10 protein-coding genes and 4 pseudogenes are annotated in these 16,649 nt (G+C 57.2%); 8 read left to right on the top strand and 6 right to left on the bottom strand.

The features are described 5' to 3' along the window. The 3 genes and pseudogenes from OMK73_RS03375 to OMK73_RS03370 all read left to right on the top strand — a co-directional run. A pseudogene (locus OMK73_RS03375) lies at nucleotides 1-1,693 on the top strand (ATP-dependent helicase); the annotation flags it as partial. Nucleotides 1,694-1,894: 201 nt separating this feature from the next. Further along, the gene (locus tag OMK73_RS38760) at nucleotides 1,895-2,518 is read left to right on the top strand and encodes a helix-turn-helix transcriptional regulator (protein ID WP_420715445.1); all 624 of its coding nucleotides are present in this window, start codon (nucleotides 1,895-1,897) and stop codon (nucleotides 2,516-2,518) included. A 5-nt stretch (nucleotides 2,519-2,523) separates the two neighbouring features. Continuing rightward, nucleotides 2,524-3,102, top strand: a complete 579-nt coding sequence (locus OMK73_RS03370; protein WP_267600678.1) for a hypothetical protein — start codon at nucleotides 2,524-2,526, stop codon at nucleotides 3,100-3,102. A gap of 145 nt (nucleotides 3,103-3,247) precedes the next feature. On the opposite strand, the gene OMK73_RS03365 is transcribed toward OMK73_RS03370, so the two are convergent. Continuing rightward, nucleotides 3,248-3,445, bottom strand: a complete 198-nt coding sequence (locus OMK73_RS03365) for a transposase (RefSeq protein WP_267600737.1) — start codon at nucleotides 3,443-3,445, stop codon at nucleotides 3,248-3,250. A 2,380-nt stretch (nucleotides 3,446-5,825) separates the two neighbouring features. On the opposite strand from OMK73_RS03365, the gene OMK73_RS03360 reads away from it, so the two are divergent. Continuing rightward, on the top strand, nucleotides 5,826-7,172 hold the full coding sequence (locus OMK73_RS03360) for a replication initiation protein (RefSeq protein ID WP_267600677.1): 1,347 nt from the start codon (nucleotides 5,826-5,828) through the stop codon (nucleotides 7,170-7,172). A gap of 171 nt (nucleotides 7,173-7,343) precedes the next feature. Here the strand turns inward: OMK73_RS03360 and OMK73_RS03355 are convergent. Beyond that, a pseudogene (locus tag OMK73_RS03355) lies at nucleotides 7,344-8,467 on the bottom strand (IS110 family transposase); the annotation flags it as partial. Between the two features lie 1,874 nt (nucleotides 8,468-10,341). On the opposite strand from OMK73_RS03355, the gene OMK73_RS03350 reads away from it, so the two are divergent. Together OMK73_RS03350 and OMK73_RS03345 are read left to right on the top strand one after the other, a co-directional pair. Then, nucleotides 10,342-11,061, top strand: a complete 720-nt coding sequence (locus OMK73_RS03350) for an AAA family ATPase (protein ID WP_267600676.1) — start codon at nucleotides 10,342-10,344, stop codon at nucleotides 11,059-11,061. Nucleotides 11,062-11,305: 244 nt separating this feature from the next. Further along, nucleotides 11,306-12,130 (top strand): ParB/RepB/Spo0J family partition protein, encoded by an 825-nt coding sequence (locus tag OMK73_RS03345; protein ID WP_267600674.1) that lies wholly within the window; start codon nucleotides 11,306-11,308, stop codon nucleotides 12,128-12,130. Nucleotides 12,131-13,901: 1,771 nt separating this feature from the next. Here the strand turns inward: OMK73_RS03345 and OMK73_RS03340 are convergent. Beyond that, nucleotides 13,902-14,171, bottom strand: coding sequence for a DUF1643 domain-containing protein (locus tag OMK73_RS03340; RefSeq protein ID WP_267600673.1), 270 nt, complete (start codon nucleotides 14,169-14,171; stop codon nucleotides 13,902-13,904). Further along, a complete protein-coding gene (locus OMK73_RS03335; protein WP_267600672.1) occupies nucleotides 14,168-14,752 on the bottom strand; it encodes a hypothetical protein in 585 nt (194 codons plus the stop codon). Before OMK73_RS03335 ends, OMK73_RS03340 begins: the two co-directional genes overlap by 4 nt. A 419-nt stretch (nucleotides 14,753-15,171) precedes the next feature. On the opposite strand from OMK73_RS03335, the gene OMK73_RS03330 reads away from it, so the two are divergent. Continuing rightward, nucleotides 15,172-15,396, top strand: coding sequence for a hypothetical protein (locus tag OMK73_RS03330; RefSeq protein ID WP_267600671.1), 225 nt, complete (start codon nucleotides 15,172-15,174; stop codon nucleotides 15,394-15,396). A gap of 202 nt (nucleotides 15,397-15,598) precedes the next feature. On the opposite strand, the gene OMK73_RS03325 is transcribed toward OMK73_RS03330, so the two are convergent. Continuing rightward, a complete protein-coding gene (locus OMK73_RS03325; RefSeq protein ID WP_267600670.1) occupies nucleotides 15,599-16,072 on the bottom strand; it encodes a ProQ/FinO family protein in 474 nt (157 codons plus the stop codon). Between the two features lie 236 nt (nucleotides 16,073-16,308). On the opposite strand from OMK73_RS03325, the pseudogene OMK73_RS03320 reads away from it, so the two are divergent. Continuing rightward, nucleotides 16,309-16,474, top strand: a pseudogene (locus OMK73_RS03320) (integrase core domain-containing protein); the annotation flags it as partial. Here the strand turns inward: OMK73_RS03320 and OMK73_RS38755 are convergent. Further along, nucleotides 16,474-16,638 (bottom strand): annotated as a pseudogene (locus OMK73_RS38755) (peroxiredoxin); the annotation flags it as partial. The pseudogenes OMK73_RS03320 and OMK73_RS38755 sit on opposite strands and share 1 nt — an antisense overlap. Nucleotides 16,639-16,649 lie beyond the last annotated feature (11 nt).

Below are 16,649 nucleotides of genomic sequence, written 5' to 3'. Positions count from 1 at the left end.
CCCAGCGGGAAGTCGTGGAGATGCGCCGACATTGCGTCGCCGTGGCGTGCCCCGGTGCCGGCAAGACCAAGACCATCGCCACCAAGGCCGCGATGCTGCTGGCCGAACCCCATGCCACGGTCGGCGCGGTGACATTCAGCAAGGATGCCGCGGTGGAGCTGCGAAACCGCATTTTGGCCTTGGCGGGTCCTGGGGCAAAGAGGCGGCTGGTAGCGGGGACCTTCCACTCCCTCGCCTACAAACAACTTGGCCAGGAGTCCGGGAAGCGCCCCGATATCACAACCGACGGGGATCGGCTCGCCATCCTCTCTCAGGTACTCCAGGACACCGGACTAGAGTGGAAGGTGGACGATGCCGTTGCCGTCATTGAACGCCTCAAAGCCGAGCTTGTGAGTCCGCCGGCAGGAACCATCGAGGCACAGCTCTTTGAAGCGTATCAAAGCGCCTTGGAGCGCAATGGGCGGGTCGATTTTCAGGACCTCCTGCGTCTCGCTGTTGATGGGATGCAGCGTGGCACCATCGACCCCTACCGTCTCACGTATCTGCTTGTCGATGAGTATCAGGATTGCGATAGTCTGCAAACCTTATGGACTGCTCAGCACGCTCAAGGGGGCGCGATCGTCACGATCGTTGGTGACGACGATCAGAGCATATATGGCTTCAGGAACGCGCGCGGCGCTAAAGGCATGGAGGCGTTCATCACGGAGTTTGACGCTCAGCCAGTTGTCCTTGGCCAGAACTACCGGTCCCATTCTGAGATTCTGGCCACGGCCGACAAAGTCATCCAGAATAATCGCGACAGAATCCCGAAGACGCTGGTAGCGCACCGAGGCCCTGGAGGCACGGTGGGATTTCAGCGGTTCGATGACGAGTACGCGGAAGCCGTTGCTGCGATAGAAGCGCTGACACCGGTATTGCGGCAGGGGAAGACTGCCGCAGTACTCGCGCGAACCAACAGAATTTTAGATCCAGTGGAAGCGGTATGCCGCTCACACGGCGTCAAGTGTTACCGAGCTGCCGGGCGCTCGATACTCGATCGACCTGAAGCGGCGTTGATGGGAAACCTGCTGGAGTTGATCCAGAAGACAAAGACAACTGGCCTCGACTCACTACTCGGCTACGCAGGTCTCAGATCCCATGATCTTCAACTAGTGCACAAGAAGTCTGGGCCGATGCCGCAGCTTGATGATCAACTGAAGAAGAAAGATCTCGTGGCAATCGGAATTTCGGAAGATGCCGCGGACAAGTATCGCGACCTAATAAAAAGCTCTCTGAATGGCGCTCGCTGTGTGAGCGGCAGTTCTTCTCCCTCATCCTCGATGGGGTACGGGAATGGATGCTCCAGTGGGCGATGAAGGATCAGGGTAAGCGAGCGATCAACACGACCTACGACGTATTGTCTCGACTCAACGGGCCCTTCTCTGATCGCTTGGAATTCCTGCGGCGAGCGAATAACGAGCCTACCCCGGATGCGCTCGTGCTGACTACCATGCACGCGTCAAAGGGAAGGGAATGGTCGGCCGTGGGTGTGATACGAGCCGAAGAGACTGTAATTCCAGACGATGGCAGCACTGAATCCGAGGAGCGCAGGCTTTTCTACGTTGCACTCACACGCGCCAAAGACTGGCTCTTTGTAAGCACTGCGAAGAAGAACTCTACGTCACGATTCGTGATCGAGGCAGGACTGGCATGACAAATCCCCCATAAAACAATAAAGGCCGGGATTGCAGTCCTTGCTTCTGCGGAAGTTTGCGGGACCCAAAAATGGCATACCAGACTGCACCTCCGGCTGAGTGCAGAGTCTAGGAAAGCGCCTTCGGGTCCCGTCAACGCCTTCACTTTCACAAAATCTTTTTGCATATAACGGCGAGCATGATTCGAACCATGGAAGCCGATGGGCGGCGTTCGCCCGTCGGGACCGACGCGACGCATCCTAGCGCTCTGCGCAGGGCGCATGCGGCAGCCCCCAACACAAGCGACTCCAGACCACATTACCTACCAAGCAAGATTGCCAACGCGCTCGTGCGCTGTTTACGAGGCGTTGCATGAGTTTGCGCTGACGCAGACGCAGCGTCAGGTTCTCGCCTGCCTGATTCGTAACGGCGTCAAACAGCAAGATCCAGCGGACTGGATCTTCATGAAGAAGGTGACGATCGCACAACGGCTTCGGCTTAGCGAGGCGACTGTCTATCGTTGCCTCGCGGCCCTCGAGGACGTCGGGCTGATCGAGCGGGAGGAGCAAAGGCAGACCGGATACACGCTGAAGGTCCTTGGTCGAATCCGGCTTTCTGGACAAGCCATTCGGAATCTTGGCCTTGCGTCAGCTCACCCATCCCGCGAGATGGGTACCATAGGAAGGACCCCGGACGTATTGGACCGGGTACCCGGCCACGGCCTACCCAATCTCGCACCGGTGAGAGACGTTAACTTACCCCTCAACAATCTTCTTCGAAGAAACAGTCGCCGGGGGCAAGCCCGTTCATTCGTGTGCAGGGCAAAGCCGTGCCTTCGGAGCTAGCTTGGTTGGTCACCCAAAACAATCTGTCCCTATCCGGCCTGTTCCATCTGATGAAGCGTGCCAAACTCGCTGGCCACCGGCTATCCGATGTGGTGCAGGTCGTTCAATACGCCCTATCCAAGCTGAGCGGCAGGGAACTTTTTGCCTACCTCGTCGCATTGCTGGCAAAAAGGACCGACTTTGCCTATGTGGCAAGGCAGCGCACCGAGGAAGTGCTAGCCGCCCGTGAGGCGGCACAGAATGAAGCCGCGCGTCTCTCCCGTGTCGCCGAGTTGGTCACCGCACTCCGCGGTGTGAGCGTGGTCAGAGACGACGGCACCGCACTCTCGGTGGACGAAGTGTCCGTCCTGGTCATTCGAAGGGACGGTACCTCATCTTCGGCCACTCACCAGCGAGCTCTCGATAGTCTAGAGGAAATCGCTCGACTGGTCGGGGAGGCAGCAGAACGGGACGCTACCGGGTCGGCCGAACCGCAGCCGCAAATGAGCGAACCCCGGCCCTCCCCTCGCGTTTTCTCCAGAGCCCTTGACACGGCCCGGGCGATTCTCGGGATGCGGACGAGGCGGAGCACTGCAACCGGATAGAAGCGCAGCTTGGAAAGGGCGCGGCCGATGTGGATAGTGTTTCCCACCCATAGCCGTAGTCCATATGGTTCCGTAGGCGCAGTTTGCAGCCGTGGGGGTGAGATGCCCCGCCTTCGCGGCGCAGGAACGCGCTCGAACGGCAGAACTAGTCGGGTTGTATGGCGGCCAATGCATTCGGGGTGCTGACGGGACAGTTTCCTGCCGCTGGTTGCGCTCGATAGCGCCGGCGCCACGTGAACGCCATGTTCGCGCTGATGCCGTGCTCGCGCGCCAGATGCGATACCGAGATCCCAGGCTCACACGCAGCGGCTGCCGGCCGTCCCTTGAATTCCTCACTATGGATTCGGGCAGCCTTTGCTGATGCCCGCGACTGGCACTATCGCCTTAAAACGGCCTGCTCTCGCAACGGCCGAATGAGATGAGACCTTCGGCCTGACGCAGATGGCCGCTAGCATTCGCAGAGAACGGGCATCGGCCAAGGGGCCAAGGTGATATCGATTGGTGGTAGTGGCGCTGGCGATGTTAGTGATAACTCTCATTCTGACGGCTACAAGATGTCTAAGGTGTCATTGATTGGTACATTCGCATGCCTCCTGGAGGTTCGCGGAAGTATCCATTGCGCTATGGTGGTATCCGTTGGTGAACCCTTGGCCATTCTGGGCGACGTCAATTCACTTTTGCGAGTGACTGCTACCGCTGTAACTCTTATATAACCTACCAATCAACTTGAAACGTGACCTAAGGTGGTACCGCTTGGTGGATCAGACAACCGTCGCGCACCTCCGAGGGACCGTCAACGCTCTCTTACCCGCGGCAAAGTGGTAGTGGTTGGTGCATTGCGGTGCCATGCCGGTCACCTATATTCTTTTTATATCAATAACTTATAGGTTCAATCTTAGAACTAACACGAAGTAAACTGGCGAATCGCGAGCTTTACCAATCGATTACACCTTCGGAGCTAGGCTGCACCAATGGATAGCACCTAGTGTCGCTGTTGCTTTAGGGCGCCACCAATCACTACCACTTTGGGCAGTAAGGGACGATGGAGCGACACTGACTTTGATTTTTTATCAAAATAATCAATAGGTTACACACTTCCCCTATTCTTCTGATCGTTCTTTTTGCGCCACCGGTGCCAGACCAATCACTTACACCATAGCCACCCCGAGGCTCGTCGCTCCGACACCAACGGATACCACCTTGCTCCTGCGTCACCTAAGCCAGGCGCGCAAATCACACCAATAAATGACACTCTTTACGAGGCTCCCCTGGCGTGTGCACACCAACGAGTACCACCTTGGCACGTTGCCCTAATGTTCGAGGCTAACGAAAAGCCATCGGACTGGGCGAGGGGGCGTCATTTTGAGAAAGTCAGTGCGTTCGCCAAGCATACCAATCACTACCACCTTGCCTCGTCTTCCCGGCACCAATCGATTACACGTTGCAGGGCGAACTCGCCGGCGACTTGCCGGCTAGCTTGGCACTGGCGTTGACGACCGGACCAGCGGCTGCCGCCTTGCCCGATCCCTTGATGGCACAGCTTGCGCGGAGTGGGCTCCATGCGAGCCTTGTTGGATCCCCGTTGGCGGCTTGCGCCAACGAATGTACCCTGTCCCCTGGTTCATTCCAGTTAGGTAAAAGCTCGAAGAGTTCGGGCCGACGCCGCGGATGCTGCTCGATCCACGAGTCAAGGTGATATCCATTGGTGTTGAGACCTTCAGAAGTGCTACCAGTAAGGCTTTCCGAGAAATTTTGCACGCACCAACACGAGCTAAGGTGGTATTCGTTGGTGCCTGAAAGGGTGAAGGCTGGCGTCGATCAGTGCTCGACGCCACTGGGAGTGTCTTTTTGGAGCTTTATCGTCACTTTTAGCCGGGCAAAGCTATGCACGAGCCGGATTCGCACCAATGGGTCACACCTTTAGAATCTCGGTGTTTGTCCACCTGAACTCTGTGCGCCAACGCCAACGCCAACGACAGGAAACCACACCAATCGACTACACCTTAGAAATCGGTCATCGCCCAGAGAGCGTTATGCCATAAGGGTTGTCGGGCTTGGGACCTGAGGAAAGATCCCAGCGATGTTCAGCTAAAAACGGCTCTGCATCCATCAGGTGGGCATAGATAGAGGATAGTGGCGTGTTAGGGGAGCAACGGTGGGTCGAAGTTGTATTGCTCCCATCACTTGCTAGCAAGCTTTCTTGCTTGTAAACAAACAGCTATTACAGGACCTATTTTTCCCTTCTAAATCAAACGGTTACGATGAGTAAAGCGTTAACCTTTGGTAACGAGGTGATAATGATTGGTTGATAGGTGGCATTGATTGGTACGTTAACGTGTAAACCTTTGGTGCGCCGTGGTGCAATTGATTGGTGCTAAGGCGTTAACAGTTGGTGCAAGGTGTAGTTCATTGGTCAGGGCTGTGGATAAGTACCTGGAACCCGCGCTGTAGTTCGCTTTGCCGCCTTCCCATGATTTCTATGGTGATATCGGTTGGTAGCGATGGTGTTATTGGTTGGTCGGGCATAGTCAATGCGCGCGTTCGGTCAGGTAATGGCGAGAACACGCGCTCATGAGCAGATTCGCACCAATGCGTACCACTTTGGGAATTTCGCTCTGGGCCGCATACCAACCAACTGGTGACCATGGTGGCATTGTTAACTTGACCAATTACACCTTAGCCACGATAGTAACGTCCATTGACGTTGAGGGACGAGGGAAAGCATGGCAAACATCGTGAGGAAAACGACGCCGGAGCAGCTCGGCTTCGACATCTTCACTGCCGTGCGAGAGCAACTTGGATCTGACAGCGCAATTACCGATTCGCCACGCGATATCGGGTACCGAAAGACCAATGTCCTGATTGACGTTACCACGCTGAGCCTGTTGGCACGCCGAACGATCAACGCGCTTTGGCTCGAGGTGTCGGAGCGGCCGGACCAGACCCACTATGACCTTGATCTAGGCTACTTCAAGTGGCTCGCCAAGTACGAGAAGTCGAACAACATCACTCACCTCAAGAAGGTGCTGCGTGAGTGCCAACAGTCGTCGGTGCAGGTGACCGTTGAGGGCAGCAAAGGCGGCGATCCTCAGTGGGCCTCCATACCTTTACTCGGGCCTGTCGCGATTGCTGGCGGCAGGATCACGTTCAAGGTTGACGAGATGATCCACCGACAACTGAAGGATCCTCAGCGCTACACGTATCTATCGTTGCGGATGTCGGCGGCGCTCTTCAGCTACGCCTACATTCTCTACGAACGCTTGAGCTCCCTGCGATTCATGGGAACCACGGAGTGGATTCCTCTGGACGAGATACGACGCTGGGTGAATGCCGACTCGGTCAAGTCGCTCACTGAATATAAAGAGTTCAAGCGCCAGGTTCTTGACAAGGGTATCAAGCAGATTAATGAGCTGACCGACTTGCACGTTGAGTTTGAAACGAAGAACGCACAAGGCTCTCGCCGCGTTGCCGCGCTTCGGTTCAAGTTACGGGACAACGCCGCCGGTAAGCTTGTGCTCGACTTCAATTCGCCTCACGAACTGAAGGACCTCTATGAGACTCTGGTCAAAGGTTTTGGTCTCAGTAAGAAGCATCTGGACGAGCTGGTGGAGAACCGGGACGAATATACCGATGAACGCATTAAAGCCGCAATCGAATTGACGCGCTTCCGCGTGAAGAGTGGCAAGGTGAAGGCGCCAGCGATGTACCTGATGAAGGCGATCCGCGACAATTTGCGACTTAGCGAGATCGAAGTGCAGATGGCAAATGCGGGCGCACCTAAGCTGACTGTGGCCGAGCCGATTGCTGAGACCACCGAAGCGCAACGGAAGCTGACAAGGACCGCGGAGAGCGAGGCCGAGGCTGGCATCGCGGCTTACCTTGACCTGGGCGAAGATACACGGGCACGAGTGCGCAAAGCGCTGCAAAAGGAAGCCACCTTCAAGATCGCCGCGAAGCGCGTGAAGGTCAAAACCGTGCCTGACGAATTGGAGATCCTTGGGCACTCTGCCCTACGCTTGGAGCTTGGTTCTTTCATGGGCCGGGCATCTACCGCCGAACTGATCAGCTAACACCGTGCGGATGCGCCAATCAATTACACCTTAGCTGCTCCGGCCCACGTCCTTAGCAAGTCCGGCTTGGCTCGAGCTTCCTCTCAGTGATCTTGAAATTCGCGGAACAAGAGCATAAGCGTGCTTAGCAGGAAGGAGATAGGGTTTACTCAGGCAGTACGTAGCAGACACGCTCTCGAGTGGACATGCCCGTGGGATTCCTGGGTTGCTGACTTTCGGATAGCGCCACAGCGCAATCGCGAGGCGTCGTGTGACCGCGACGATCGCGATGCGCCGCGCCCGGCGATTCGGTCCCGTGCCCTGCGTGCGCTGGTTGAACCACTGCGTCAGCGCGCTGGCTGGCTGGTGGCGCAGCCAGCACCACGCCATCTCGACCAGGCGCGCGGACCCGTCGGTTGCCCTGTTTGCTGATCCCCTGGTCCACCTGGCTCTCGCCGCTGTCATAGGGCTGCGGCGCCAGCCCGACGCAGGCACCCACCTGGCACCGGTTGCTGAAACTCCCTCCAGAACAGTTCGAGCGCGAGGCGCGACGCGCCCACGTCGCCAATCCCCTTTAGGCGCGCCAGGGGATAGATCCGCTTGCGCGCGGGTGCCGGCAGGATTGCCTGTCGCGCCTTCTCCGTAAGCGTCCCCAGCACCGCGAGTTGTTTCTCCGCCAGCGCCAACCGTTCGCACTCGCGCAGCAGCCGCTCACGCAACTCGGGCGGTAGCGGCTCGCCGTCGTGGAACAGTACCTCGTCGCGGGCGAGGCGGTCGGCGAAGGCTTTGCTGTCGACGTCCTCCCAGCAACCGAGCGTGGCCATCAGTTTGCGCATCCGGTCGCGGTGCTGCAGAACTTCCTTCTGCAGCTGCCCGCGATCGCGCATCAGTTGGCGCGACACCTCGTCTTGCGAAGACAGCACGTGAACCACATGCATTCGGTCGCGCTCGCCTCGCAGCCACGCGCGCAGCTTGATCACCAGTTTGATCGCATCGAGCCGGTCGGTCTTGGCCCGTCGCTGATGGCGCTCGACCGGAATGCTGGCGGGATCGACGACATAACAGTCGATCCCGCTTGCCTGCAGCGCGCGATAGATCCAGAATGCGTCCTGGCCGGCTTCGTAGCTCACGACGAGCCGCACACCTACCGGCAGCGACCACTTGTGCTTCTGGTGTTCGATCAGGTCCAGCACGGCCTGCAAGCGAGCTGCGGCCTGCGGCTGCGCGACGGTGTGTATCGCCGGCTGCTCGCGCTGCCCGTCGTGTAAATCGACCTTCCACTTCGCGGCTGCCAGTTCGAGCGACACCGCCAACACCCGTTCCTCGGCACCCGTGTATGTCTGATCTGTACGATGATGCTTCTCCTATGAGCCAAGCTCGGCACCCTGACTTTAAGCTCGGCTTGGCGACGGCCTGGATGCTTCATAGGATCTACCGGATTATCCCGCCCGTATCGGGCTTCTGAGGCGTATCCCCTTCTTCCTGCCCTTGGTCGAGAATTCTCCCGACAGGAGCGGTCCCACGCCCCGGTCGCGATGGCGCGGCAAGTCGTAGCATTGGCCGACAAACGCACCTTGCGAGGCCCAATTGCTCGGGTTGGTGCGGCCACATTGACTACGCTCGTGCGAACTGTGATGCGGAGGCCCTGACGGGAAGCTTGTTCCATCGCAGTACCTTGAATGTGCGACGTGAACGTTCTCTGTCCCAGGAGTTGGGGGCTTCCTGCTGTTGAGTTCCGGTTTGGCGCGGACCTGGTTCTTGAGCCACGGGCCGGAGCCGTCCTATTTCGCCTTTGGCCTTTGGCGGACGCACCCATGGCCTTGACGCGCCACCAGCCGAGTCTGCGTTTGGCTAGCCAGCCGTTCATTTATTTGAAGCACAATGCTTACGCCGACCGGAATATGACCAAACGCCAGAGTTCATTGTTAGATTTCAACCCGCCGGCAGTTTGTACTACTAACGCAGCAGAACCGCAGCACTATGCGCTTTCACGCGTGAAAGCGCGCTCATACTGTTCCGAGCACATGTAGTTATAAATTAATATAAAATATATCAAATTATCGATCATCTTTCATCCGTAGAAGATAGGCACGTTACCGTGGCACTCATTACCTTCCCCATACGTATTCCAAATATTCTTGGATTTGAGGGACTAGAGTCCTCAGTAGAAAACCGCAGCGACACATTTTCCAAGCATGAAAGTCCGCTCGGGATTGGCCGCGAGCTTTGAATCGTTTCGGATGAAAATCTCACAGGCACGCGTCAGACATATCTGTTGTTGTGCGGGTGTACTTTCAAGCATGAAAGTCTTGCTTGCTGTGACGGCGGCTTCGCTGATCCCACGCGCAGGCGTCGTTGCCTACTTTTAACCCGTCAGCAAATCGCCGAAGCCAGGATTTTCATGTTTGAAAGTCAGCCCCGCTCCTGAATAAATTTATTAGTTATTGAAATAAGCCAATCAAAGGCAACATCTTTACTCTGTTGCAGATGCGACCGACGATTTCCATGCCTGGACCTGGTCGAGCCTCAAGTTAGTAACTAGCGTTCCCGTAAAGAATGGTGAGGGCGATGATGACCGCCGCTCGAAAGTCGGATTCGAAACCCCGCTGAGGGAAGCTTTTGGCGATGCTACAGTTTTACGTGATGCGGAGACGTGGCCTTTCTTGTCCACTTTCACGCATGAAAGTAGGGGCGTCTTGCCAGGGGGGCTGGGCTCGGTTCGGGTGTTGCGTACCTGAGGGTTGCACGGATCGCTTACCGTCTTTCTGATATGCAATGCATCGGCGGTTAAATCGAAACCGACGGCCCGAGGCAGGAATGAGAGACGGCGGCCTCCTTTGCGCAGGCAAAGTGGGAGCTTTCATGCTTGGAAGCCGGCCGTAAGCATCTGTGCAGCGGGAGTACGAAATAACGTCACAAACCTTCATTGCGTGCTGGTCCTCAGGCCCCGCACTTTCATGCTTGAAAGATGACGCCTGAACTTCTGACCCGCTTTCATGCATGAAAGCACGAGGAAGGGTGGGCGGCCGGGATCTAAGGGGAGCCATACGCAACCATCTTCCTGTTGTCGGCAGGCAACGCATCCTTCATAAACTTCTGGCTTTTATGCGTGAAAATGCCTATCACAGTTCGAAGCAAGTTAAAGTTCTGCGTATCTGGTATTTTTTATTTATGTTGGATTTCTTGGGGGGTGTATGCCAGCAAAGATCGTGACCGTTTTCAACCAGAAGGGGGCTGCGGCAAGACTATGGTGTCGATGCAGCTTGCCGCGAGTTTTGCTCTGCGCGGGCACCGGACGATGCTGGTCGACATGGACAAACAAGGAACCAGTACGATTTGGGCGGGGCAGGCATCTCAGGATAAGCCGTTTCCCGCGACGGTCATTAGCCTTGCACCACTGCGCGAAAAATTGATCGGCGAGATTGCGAAGCACGCGGAGAATCACGAAATCATCCTGATCGACTGCCCTCCAGCCATCGAGTCCTCGATCCCGTGGGCTGCGCTGAACATCTCCGATCTCGCGTTGATTCCAGTGATTCCACTTATGGACAACGTATGGGCGAGCCGAGAAGCCAAGGAACTCGCTAGGCGTGCCCTCGAAGAAAATCCGGATCTGCAGACCTTCTGCGTGCCGTCAATGGCCAGGCGTGGAAATGTCTTCAAGGCTTGCACGGAAATCTTGCAGGAGGATCAAGGCATTCCCCTACTCGAGACCGGACTCCAGCAAAGAAATGCCTATGGAGAGTCGCAGATGTTTGGTCTGTCAGTGCATGGACTGTCTGGATCTTCCGCCGCAGCCAAAGAAGTTGAGGAACTAGCGAAGGTTGTGTTGGGCAAATTGGGTATTGAGTTGACGCGCAAGCCAGTGAAAGGCAAGGGCAGCATGAACAAGCAACGGGAGGTCGCATAATGGGGAAGAGCAAGCTCGAAATGATGCGTGAACAGGCTAACAAGGCTGTCACAGCGGCGCCGCCGCCAGACCGTTTCGCGCGTGCCCAGGCTCTTGTTGAACGCCAACCGAACGGATTTGCTGAAAAGCAACCCGAGACGGCCGTTGTCATCCCCCCAATTCGGCCGAGGTATTGACGCCAAACTTTAAGCATGATGGGGCCGGGGAAGTCGCAGCGAAAACAGTCGCAACTGTGACCAGACCGGTGGAAGAGCAGGGTGGTCCGTACTATGAAGAAGCGGACCTTGGTCTGATTGATGACAACCCGTTCAATGCCCGTAGACTCTATCGCCCTGAACGGGTCCACGAGTTGGCTGAGAGCATTCGGGCCGACGGTCAGCTAGTCCCAGGGATTGCAACGATTCGGGACGGCCGCCGTGTCCTCGCCGGTGGGCACTATCGCTTCAAGGCGCTTAAGGTTGCTGGCATTCAGAGTATGCGCTTGCTGGTACACCCTAACTTGAGTGATCAGCAACTCTATCAACTCTCTTACAAGGAGAATGCAGAACGGGAGGCCCAATCTCCCCTGGATAATGCGTTGGCTTGGAGATCGTTGATTGACCAAGGCGTCTACCCAAACGAGTCGGCGATTGCTGAAGTAACGGGGATGTCACTGCCGAATATCAATAAGACCCTGGCCATCATGAAACTCTCGGAGCCTGTGCTCGAGATAGTGCGGGAGAAGCCGGAGGCGTTCGCCCTTTCCACGCTGTATCAACTCACTCTTCTGGAGAAGGTCGCGGGCAGCACCGTAGCCGGTGCAATGGCGACTAGAATTGCTGACGAACAGGCCTTTTGCCGGGACGTAGAAGAGGCCCGCGCACGTTATGAGTCCAAGCCAGCCCGTAAGCAGAAGGAGACGTCCCGCCAGCATCGTCTCATCGATTCCGACGGCAAGCCGCTTGGGGTGTTGAAAGATTGGGATTCCGGGAAGGTGTCATTCGAAATCACGCTGCTCGATCCGGCTCAACGGCGTGCACTTGTCGACGAATTGAAGGAGCGATTCGCACCAGCCCGGCACCCCAAGTGAGTTTCAACCCAGCCCACCGCTGCAAAGATGCGGGCGCGAAGATGGCTGAAACGTATCTGAGGTCATTGGCCATCTTCGCACTTTCATGCAGGAAAGTGCTTCATTGGTATCTTTAATTGGCCGGGAGGGGTGAGTCGGTGCAAACGACGCGAGGCGTTTTGCCCGGGAGCTGACGGTCCATCCGGAGCCGCCGCCGGCGTTGGCCAGCTCGGCGCACCTACGAGGCGTACTTTGGCAACTAGTCAATCCAGGGCCCTGGTCGTAGGCGAGACTAGCTAGCCTCCAGGCTCAGATCTTGTCTGCTATCACCAAATCTCCTTCGAGCGGACGGTCAGGTCGCTCTCAACTCCGCGCAATACCATCGGCACGAAACGACGCCAAGTGATTGATTTTTAACATGAATCGTCATTTATAAATCCGAGCCATGCGAAGTTGTGTACTTAAATGAAATGCCGATAATTTGTACACAATGCCGAAGCCATTTGTCTATTTCGCGACGGGTCCCTGTCTGACGGTAACGCAGCGCAGACCGCTCCGGAGCGCCTGCGCGAGCGTTACTTGAGCAGGCGGCTGCTCACGCGGTCCGCGAGGCACGGGCAGCTGCGAAGAGGGCCCTCTGTTGAGGAACAAGCTCCGTGCAAGCCATGGAACATCATGTGTAAGAGCGAGCACATTTCTGCGCATCGCCACGATTCTTTGATTTCTAAACGAAATTCGTCATCGTGAAGTGTAGTAAAGATGCTCCCTCGAGGTCTGGGAAAAAGACCACGAAAATCAACGGGATAGCGATTTTTGCGTGGGCGTCCGTACCAACATTGCTACGAATTTGCCCGTAGTAATCTTGGTACTATCCCTCCGACAGAAGCGGGCAGCCCTACCTTTCTGTCACCCCAATCCGTTGAATTTCCCGCTGTTGCCAACCGGTCGAATTTCTGGCTGAGATCGCCATATGCCATGAAAAAGAACCCCGCGTCGCCGGGGTGGTAACGCGGGGTGGTAGCGGGTGGATGCGTGACCCACACTGCGCTCAGTATCTGGCGGGCATGGCACGAGCTGTTGAGGATCGTTAATTCCGCTAGCGGTGACCGCTATATCCGCTAGCAATCACATGGCTGTAAACCATTGATCTATATTGCGAAACGGCCGTTCAGTGGCGATTTTTGCCGTTGTGCAAGAGCAACGCCATTTTCCGTCCATGTCCAACGATTCCGCTAATACGGCGTAGCGGATCATTAATTCGGCTAACACGGGCTACGACGAGCCGGTGTCGGCGAAATTCTATTGCTGGCCGGGCAGGGCGGACGGGGAGGGTGATAGTTCGGTAGAGCCATGCGTATGACCTCGCGAAAGATTGGAAAAATAGGGGTATTCTGGCGATCCGCGTTCATGCCACGACCTGCGCGCCAGGGAGATCTCCATTGAAAGCACTCGCGAGCATCGGCAGGAGAGGAGCGTTTTTCCTTCATCTATCCTGGCTGGCACCCACATTTGCGGAATTTGAGGTCGCCATTAGCCGAAATAACGGTCTGCAACAGCAGGATTAGCCGGGGTGAGGCATGAGAGGTGTCGTGCGCCACGCGCCCCTGAAAAAATTAGTCTGTTAAGACGGAGGGCAATCAGCATGTCTATTCCGCAGGTCCGCCTGCGTTAGCTCCTGCGTGCCCCTAGCTGCTAATCAAGGGTTCGCGTTAGGCGAGTGGCCAAAAACAGGAGACAAAGCAACTGCTCTATCGGACGAGCCGAGTGTCCCTTGCGAGCGTCTGCCGGATAGTTAAAATGCAATTAATCGCGAAATTTCTGCCCCAACAAGAAACCGGCGCTTGGCAACCCAGGGGCGCAGGCCGGCCAGCGCGCGCTGCAGGCACTTGGTGGTCGTCGGGTCGTTGACCCGGTGGTCTGCCGTCGACGGGTTGAGCATGATGAAGCCCAGGGCTGGCTGCGTACGGTCCCACTCGCGCCAGAGGCGATAGCGGTACTGCTCGCAGTCGGAAAGAACCGCGCCGGCCTCGCCGTCGACGGTCTGCGTGGTCAGGTGCTTCATGCTAGGATTTCCTCCATATGGCTCTCCGACATCCATACAGGGAGGCGGAAATGGCGATAGTAGAGGACGACAACCAAGAAACCGAGTTTTGGGAGGCCGTGCGCATAGCGGCGGACGCTCGTTACCAGGCCGAGCAGGCTGCGAAGATGCGACGGACTATCGGCTGGGCCTTGGGACTTTCTATCGCAGGTCTGTGCTTGGCGCTTGTAGCTCTCCGACGACACCAGAACACTGTGCGGCTGTTTGGCTTGGGTGAGGGGAAGGAGAATGATTAGCGGCTTTCCGCTCACTCTACTACCCATCTGAAACGATGGGAGGTTGCTATGTCGAGCCATATCTTGGTCGACGAAGGGGATTACCACTGCCACTGCACGGTCTGGGAGTCGCATACCGGGATTTGGCAGGCATCGGTATTGTTCGAGCGCAAGATCGATCACACGAATGAGTTCATCCCTGGCTTGCGGCACAAGATCAAAGCCCAATTCAGTAGCAGGGAAGAGGCGATGCGCGAAGCCATTGCCTACGCAAAGGCTTGCGTCGAGAACACTCAGACAGGGCTGTAATATGGTGTCGCCGGTCATTGCAGGACCTCCTTGGCAGCAGCAGCGGGGCGGCGCAATACTGCCGGGAGCCAGCTGTTGAGGATCGTTAATTCCGCTAGCGGTGACCGCTATATCAGCTAGCAATCACATGGCTGTAAACCATTGATCTATATTGCGAAACGGCCGTTCAGTGGCGATTTTTGCCGTTGTGCAAGAGCAACGCCATTTTCCGTCCATGTCCAACGATTCCGCTAATACGGCGCGGCGGATCATTAATTCGGCTAACACGGGCCACGCCGAGCCGGTGTCGGCGAAATTCTATTGCTGGCCGGGCAGGGCGGACGGGGAGGGTGATAGTTCGGTGGAGCCATGCGTATGACCTCGCGAAAGATCGGAAAAATAGGGGTATTCTGGCGATCCGCGTTCACGCCACGACCTGCGCGCCAGGGAGATCTCCATTGAAAGCACTCGCGAGCATCGGCAGGAGAAGAGCGTTTTTCCTTCATCTATCCTGGCTGGCACCCACATTTGCGGAATTTGAGGTCGCCATTAGCCGAAATAGCGATCTGCAACAACAACAGATGACGAGGATTACTAGGCTGCCCGGGGCTAAAACGCAATTAATCGCCAGCATTTTGATCCCGGCTCAAATTAATAAAGGCTTGGCAGAAATATGGGGATAACTCGCGCTTGGCATCCCTCCGATCCAGCAGTGTCCCGGCATCTGCTGCCGGTCACCATCCACGACGCTGTGGTCGGCGACGGCCTTGCGTTGAACCCGGGCGGGCTCGCGTGTGTTCGTCATCGTGCCGACGCTTGTGTACGCAGCCCTGGAATCTGTGGTCGCCCGACGTCCGCGCCGACAAGGCGGGCGCCTATCCCAGTTCAGCTGGGTTTCGACGCGGTTTCGGGGCGAGATAACGCGCGCGCCGCACGTTGGGCTTGCAGTCCGTGCGCCCGCTTCGCATCGGCCTGGGCCACGTGTCCCGCCGCCTGACCCGCCAGATCCACGCGCGGTGCGCCTTCCACCAGGCAGGTCCAGTAGCGGGTGCCGCGGCACCAGGTGCGGATCGCGTCGCGCAATACCAACTCGGTCAGGCCAAGTTCCTGGGCGTGGGGGACGAGTTCCTCGAAGAGGCCGATCTTCAGCGGCACCTTCGGCGCAGGATTCTTCGGAAAGGTTTTGGGGAAGCGCTTTTGCAGCTTCACGATGGCCTGCAGCACCGGATCGACGGGCTTAACGGGCTTCGCTGGACGGGGCGAAGCCTTCGGGGGTGCGCGACGCGTCTTGGCCGGTGGCGCGGCCTTGGCTTGCTTTGCCAGTTGTTCTTTCAATGCCGCCAGTTGTTCGAAGCCCATCGTGCCCAGCCATTAAAAACGTCGAGCAATTGTAGCAGTCCCTCGCAATTCGCCGTGCCACCCACGCCGCGGCGGGGCATTGACCAAAGCAGGCATGCAGGCCAGACCGGCGCCCATCACACTTCGCGCGTCCACCCGATCCGGTGGCGTTCCTGCGTGGCAGCAGCACCTGGTTTTCCGGGGCATCCAGGGCCAACGGTGGCCGGGGCCGGGCAGTGGACCGTGGCAGTGGACCCGAGTCGCAGTTCAAGATGATGAAGTACCGTCCGGACTTCCCGCGCGCTTCGGCTGATTGAGGATGCGCGCGCTCACTGCCAGGCATTCGTCGCCTGGTACAACACCGTGCATCGGCACTCGGGCATCGGATTCATGATGCCGCACAGCGTTCATTACGGGCACGCCCCCGTGGCCAGCAACTGCTCCGGGTTTGTGCCGCGGCCTTTGGTGCCCGGCGAAGACAACTGCAGGTTCAGGCGGCCATCATCGCTATGGGCCTCGCCGTCGCGCCCGCCTGCGGTGATATGGACTTTGCCGGAGTATTACAGCACTTTTTCGATACGGGTCATGATTGGCTCCT

The organism is Cupriavidus sp. D39 (assembly GCF_026627925.1).
Taxonomy (GTDB): domain Bacteria; phylum Pseudomonadota; class Gammaproteobacteria; order Burkholderiales; family Burkholderiaceae; genus Cupriavidus; species Cupriavidus ulmosensis.
This window is presented reverse-complemented; position numbering and strand designations above follow the sequence as displayed.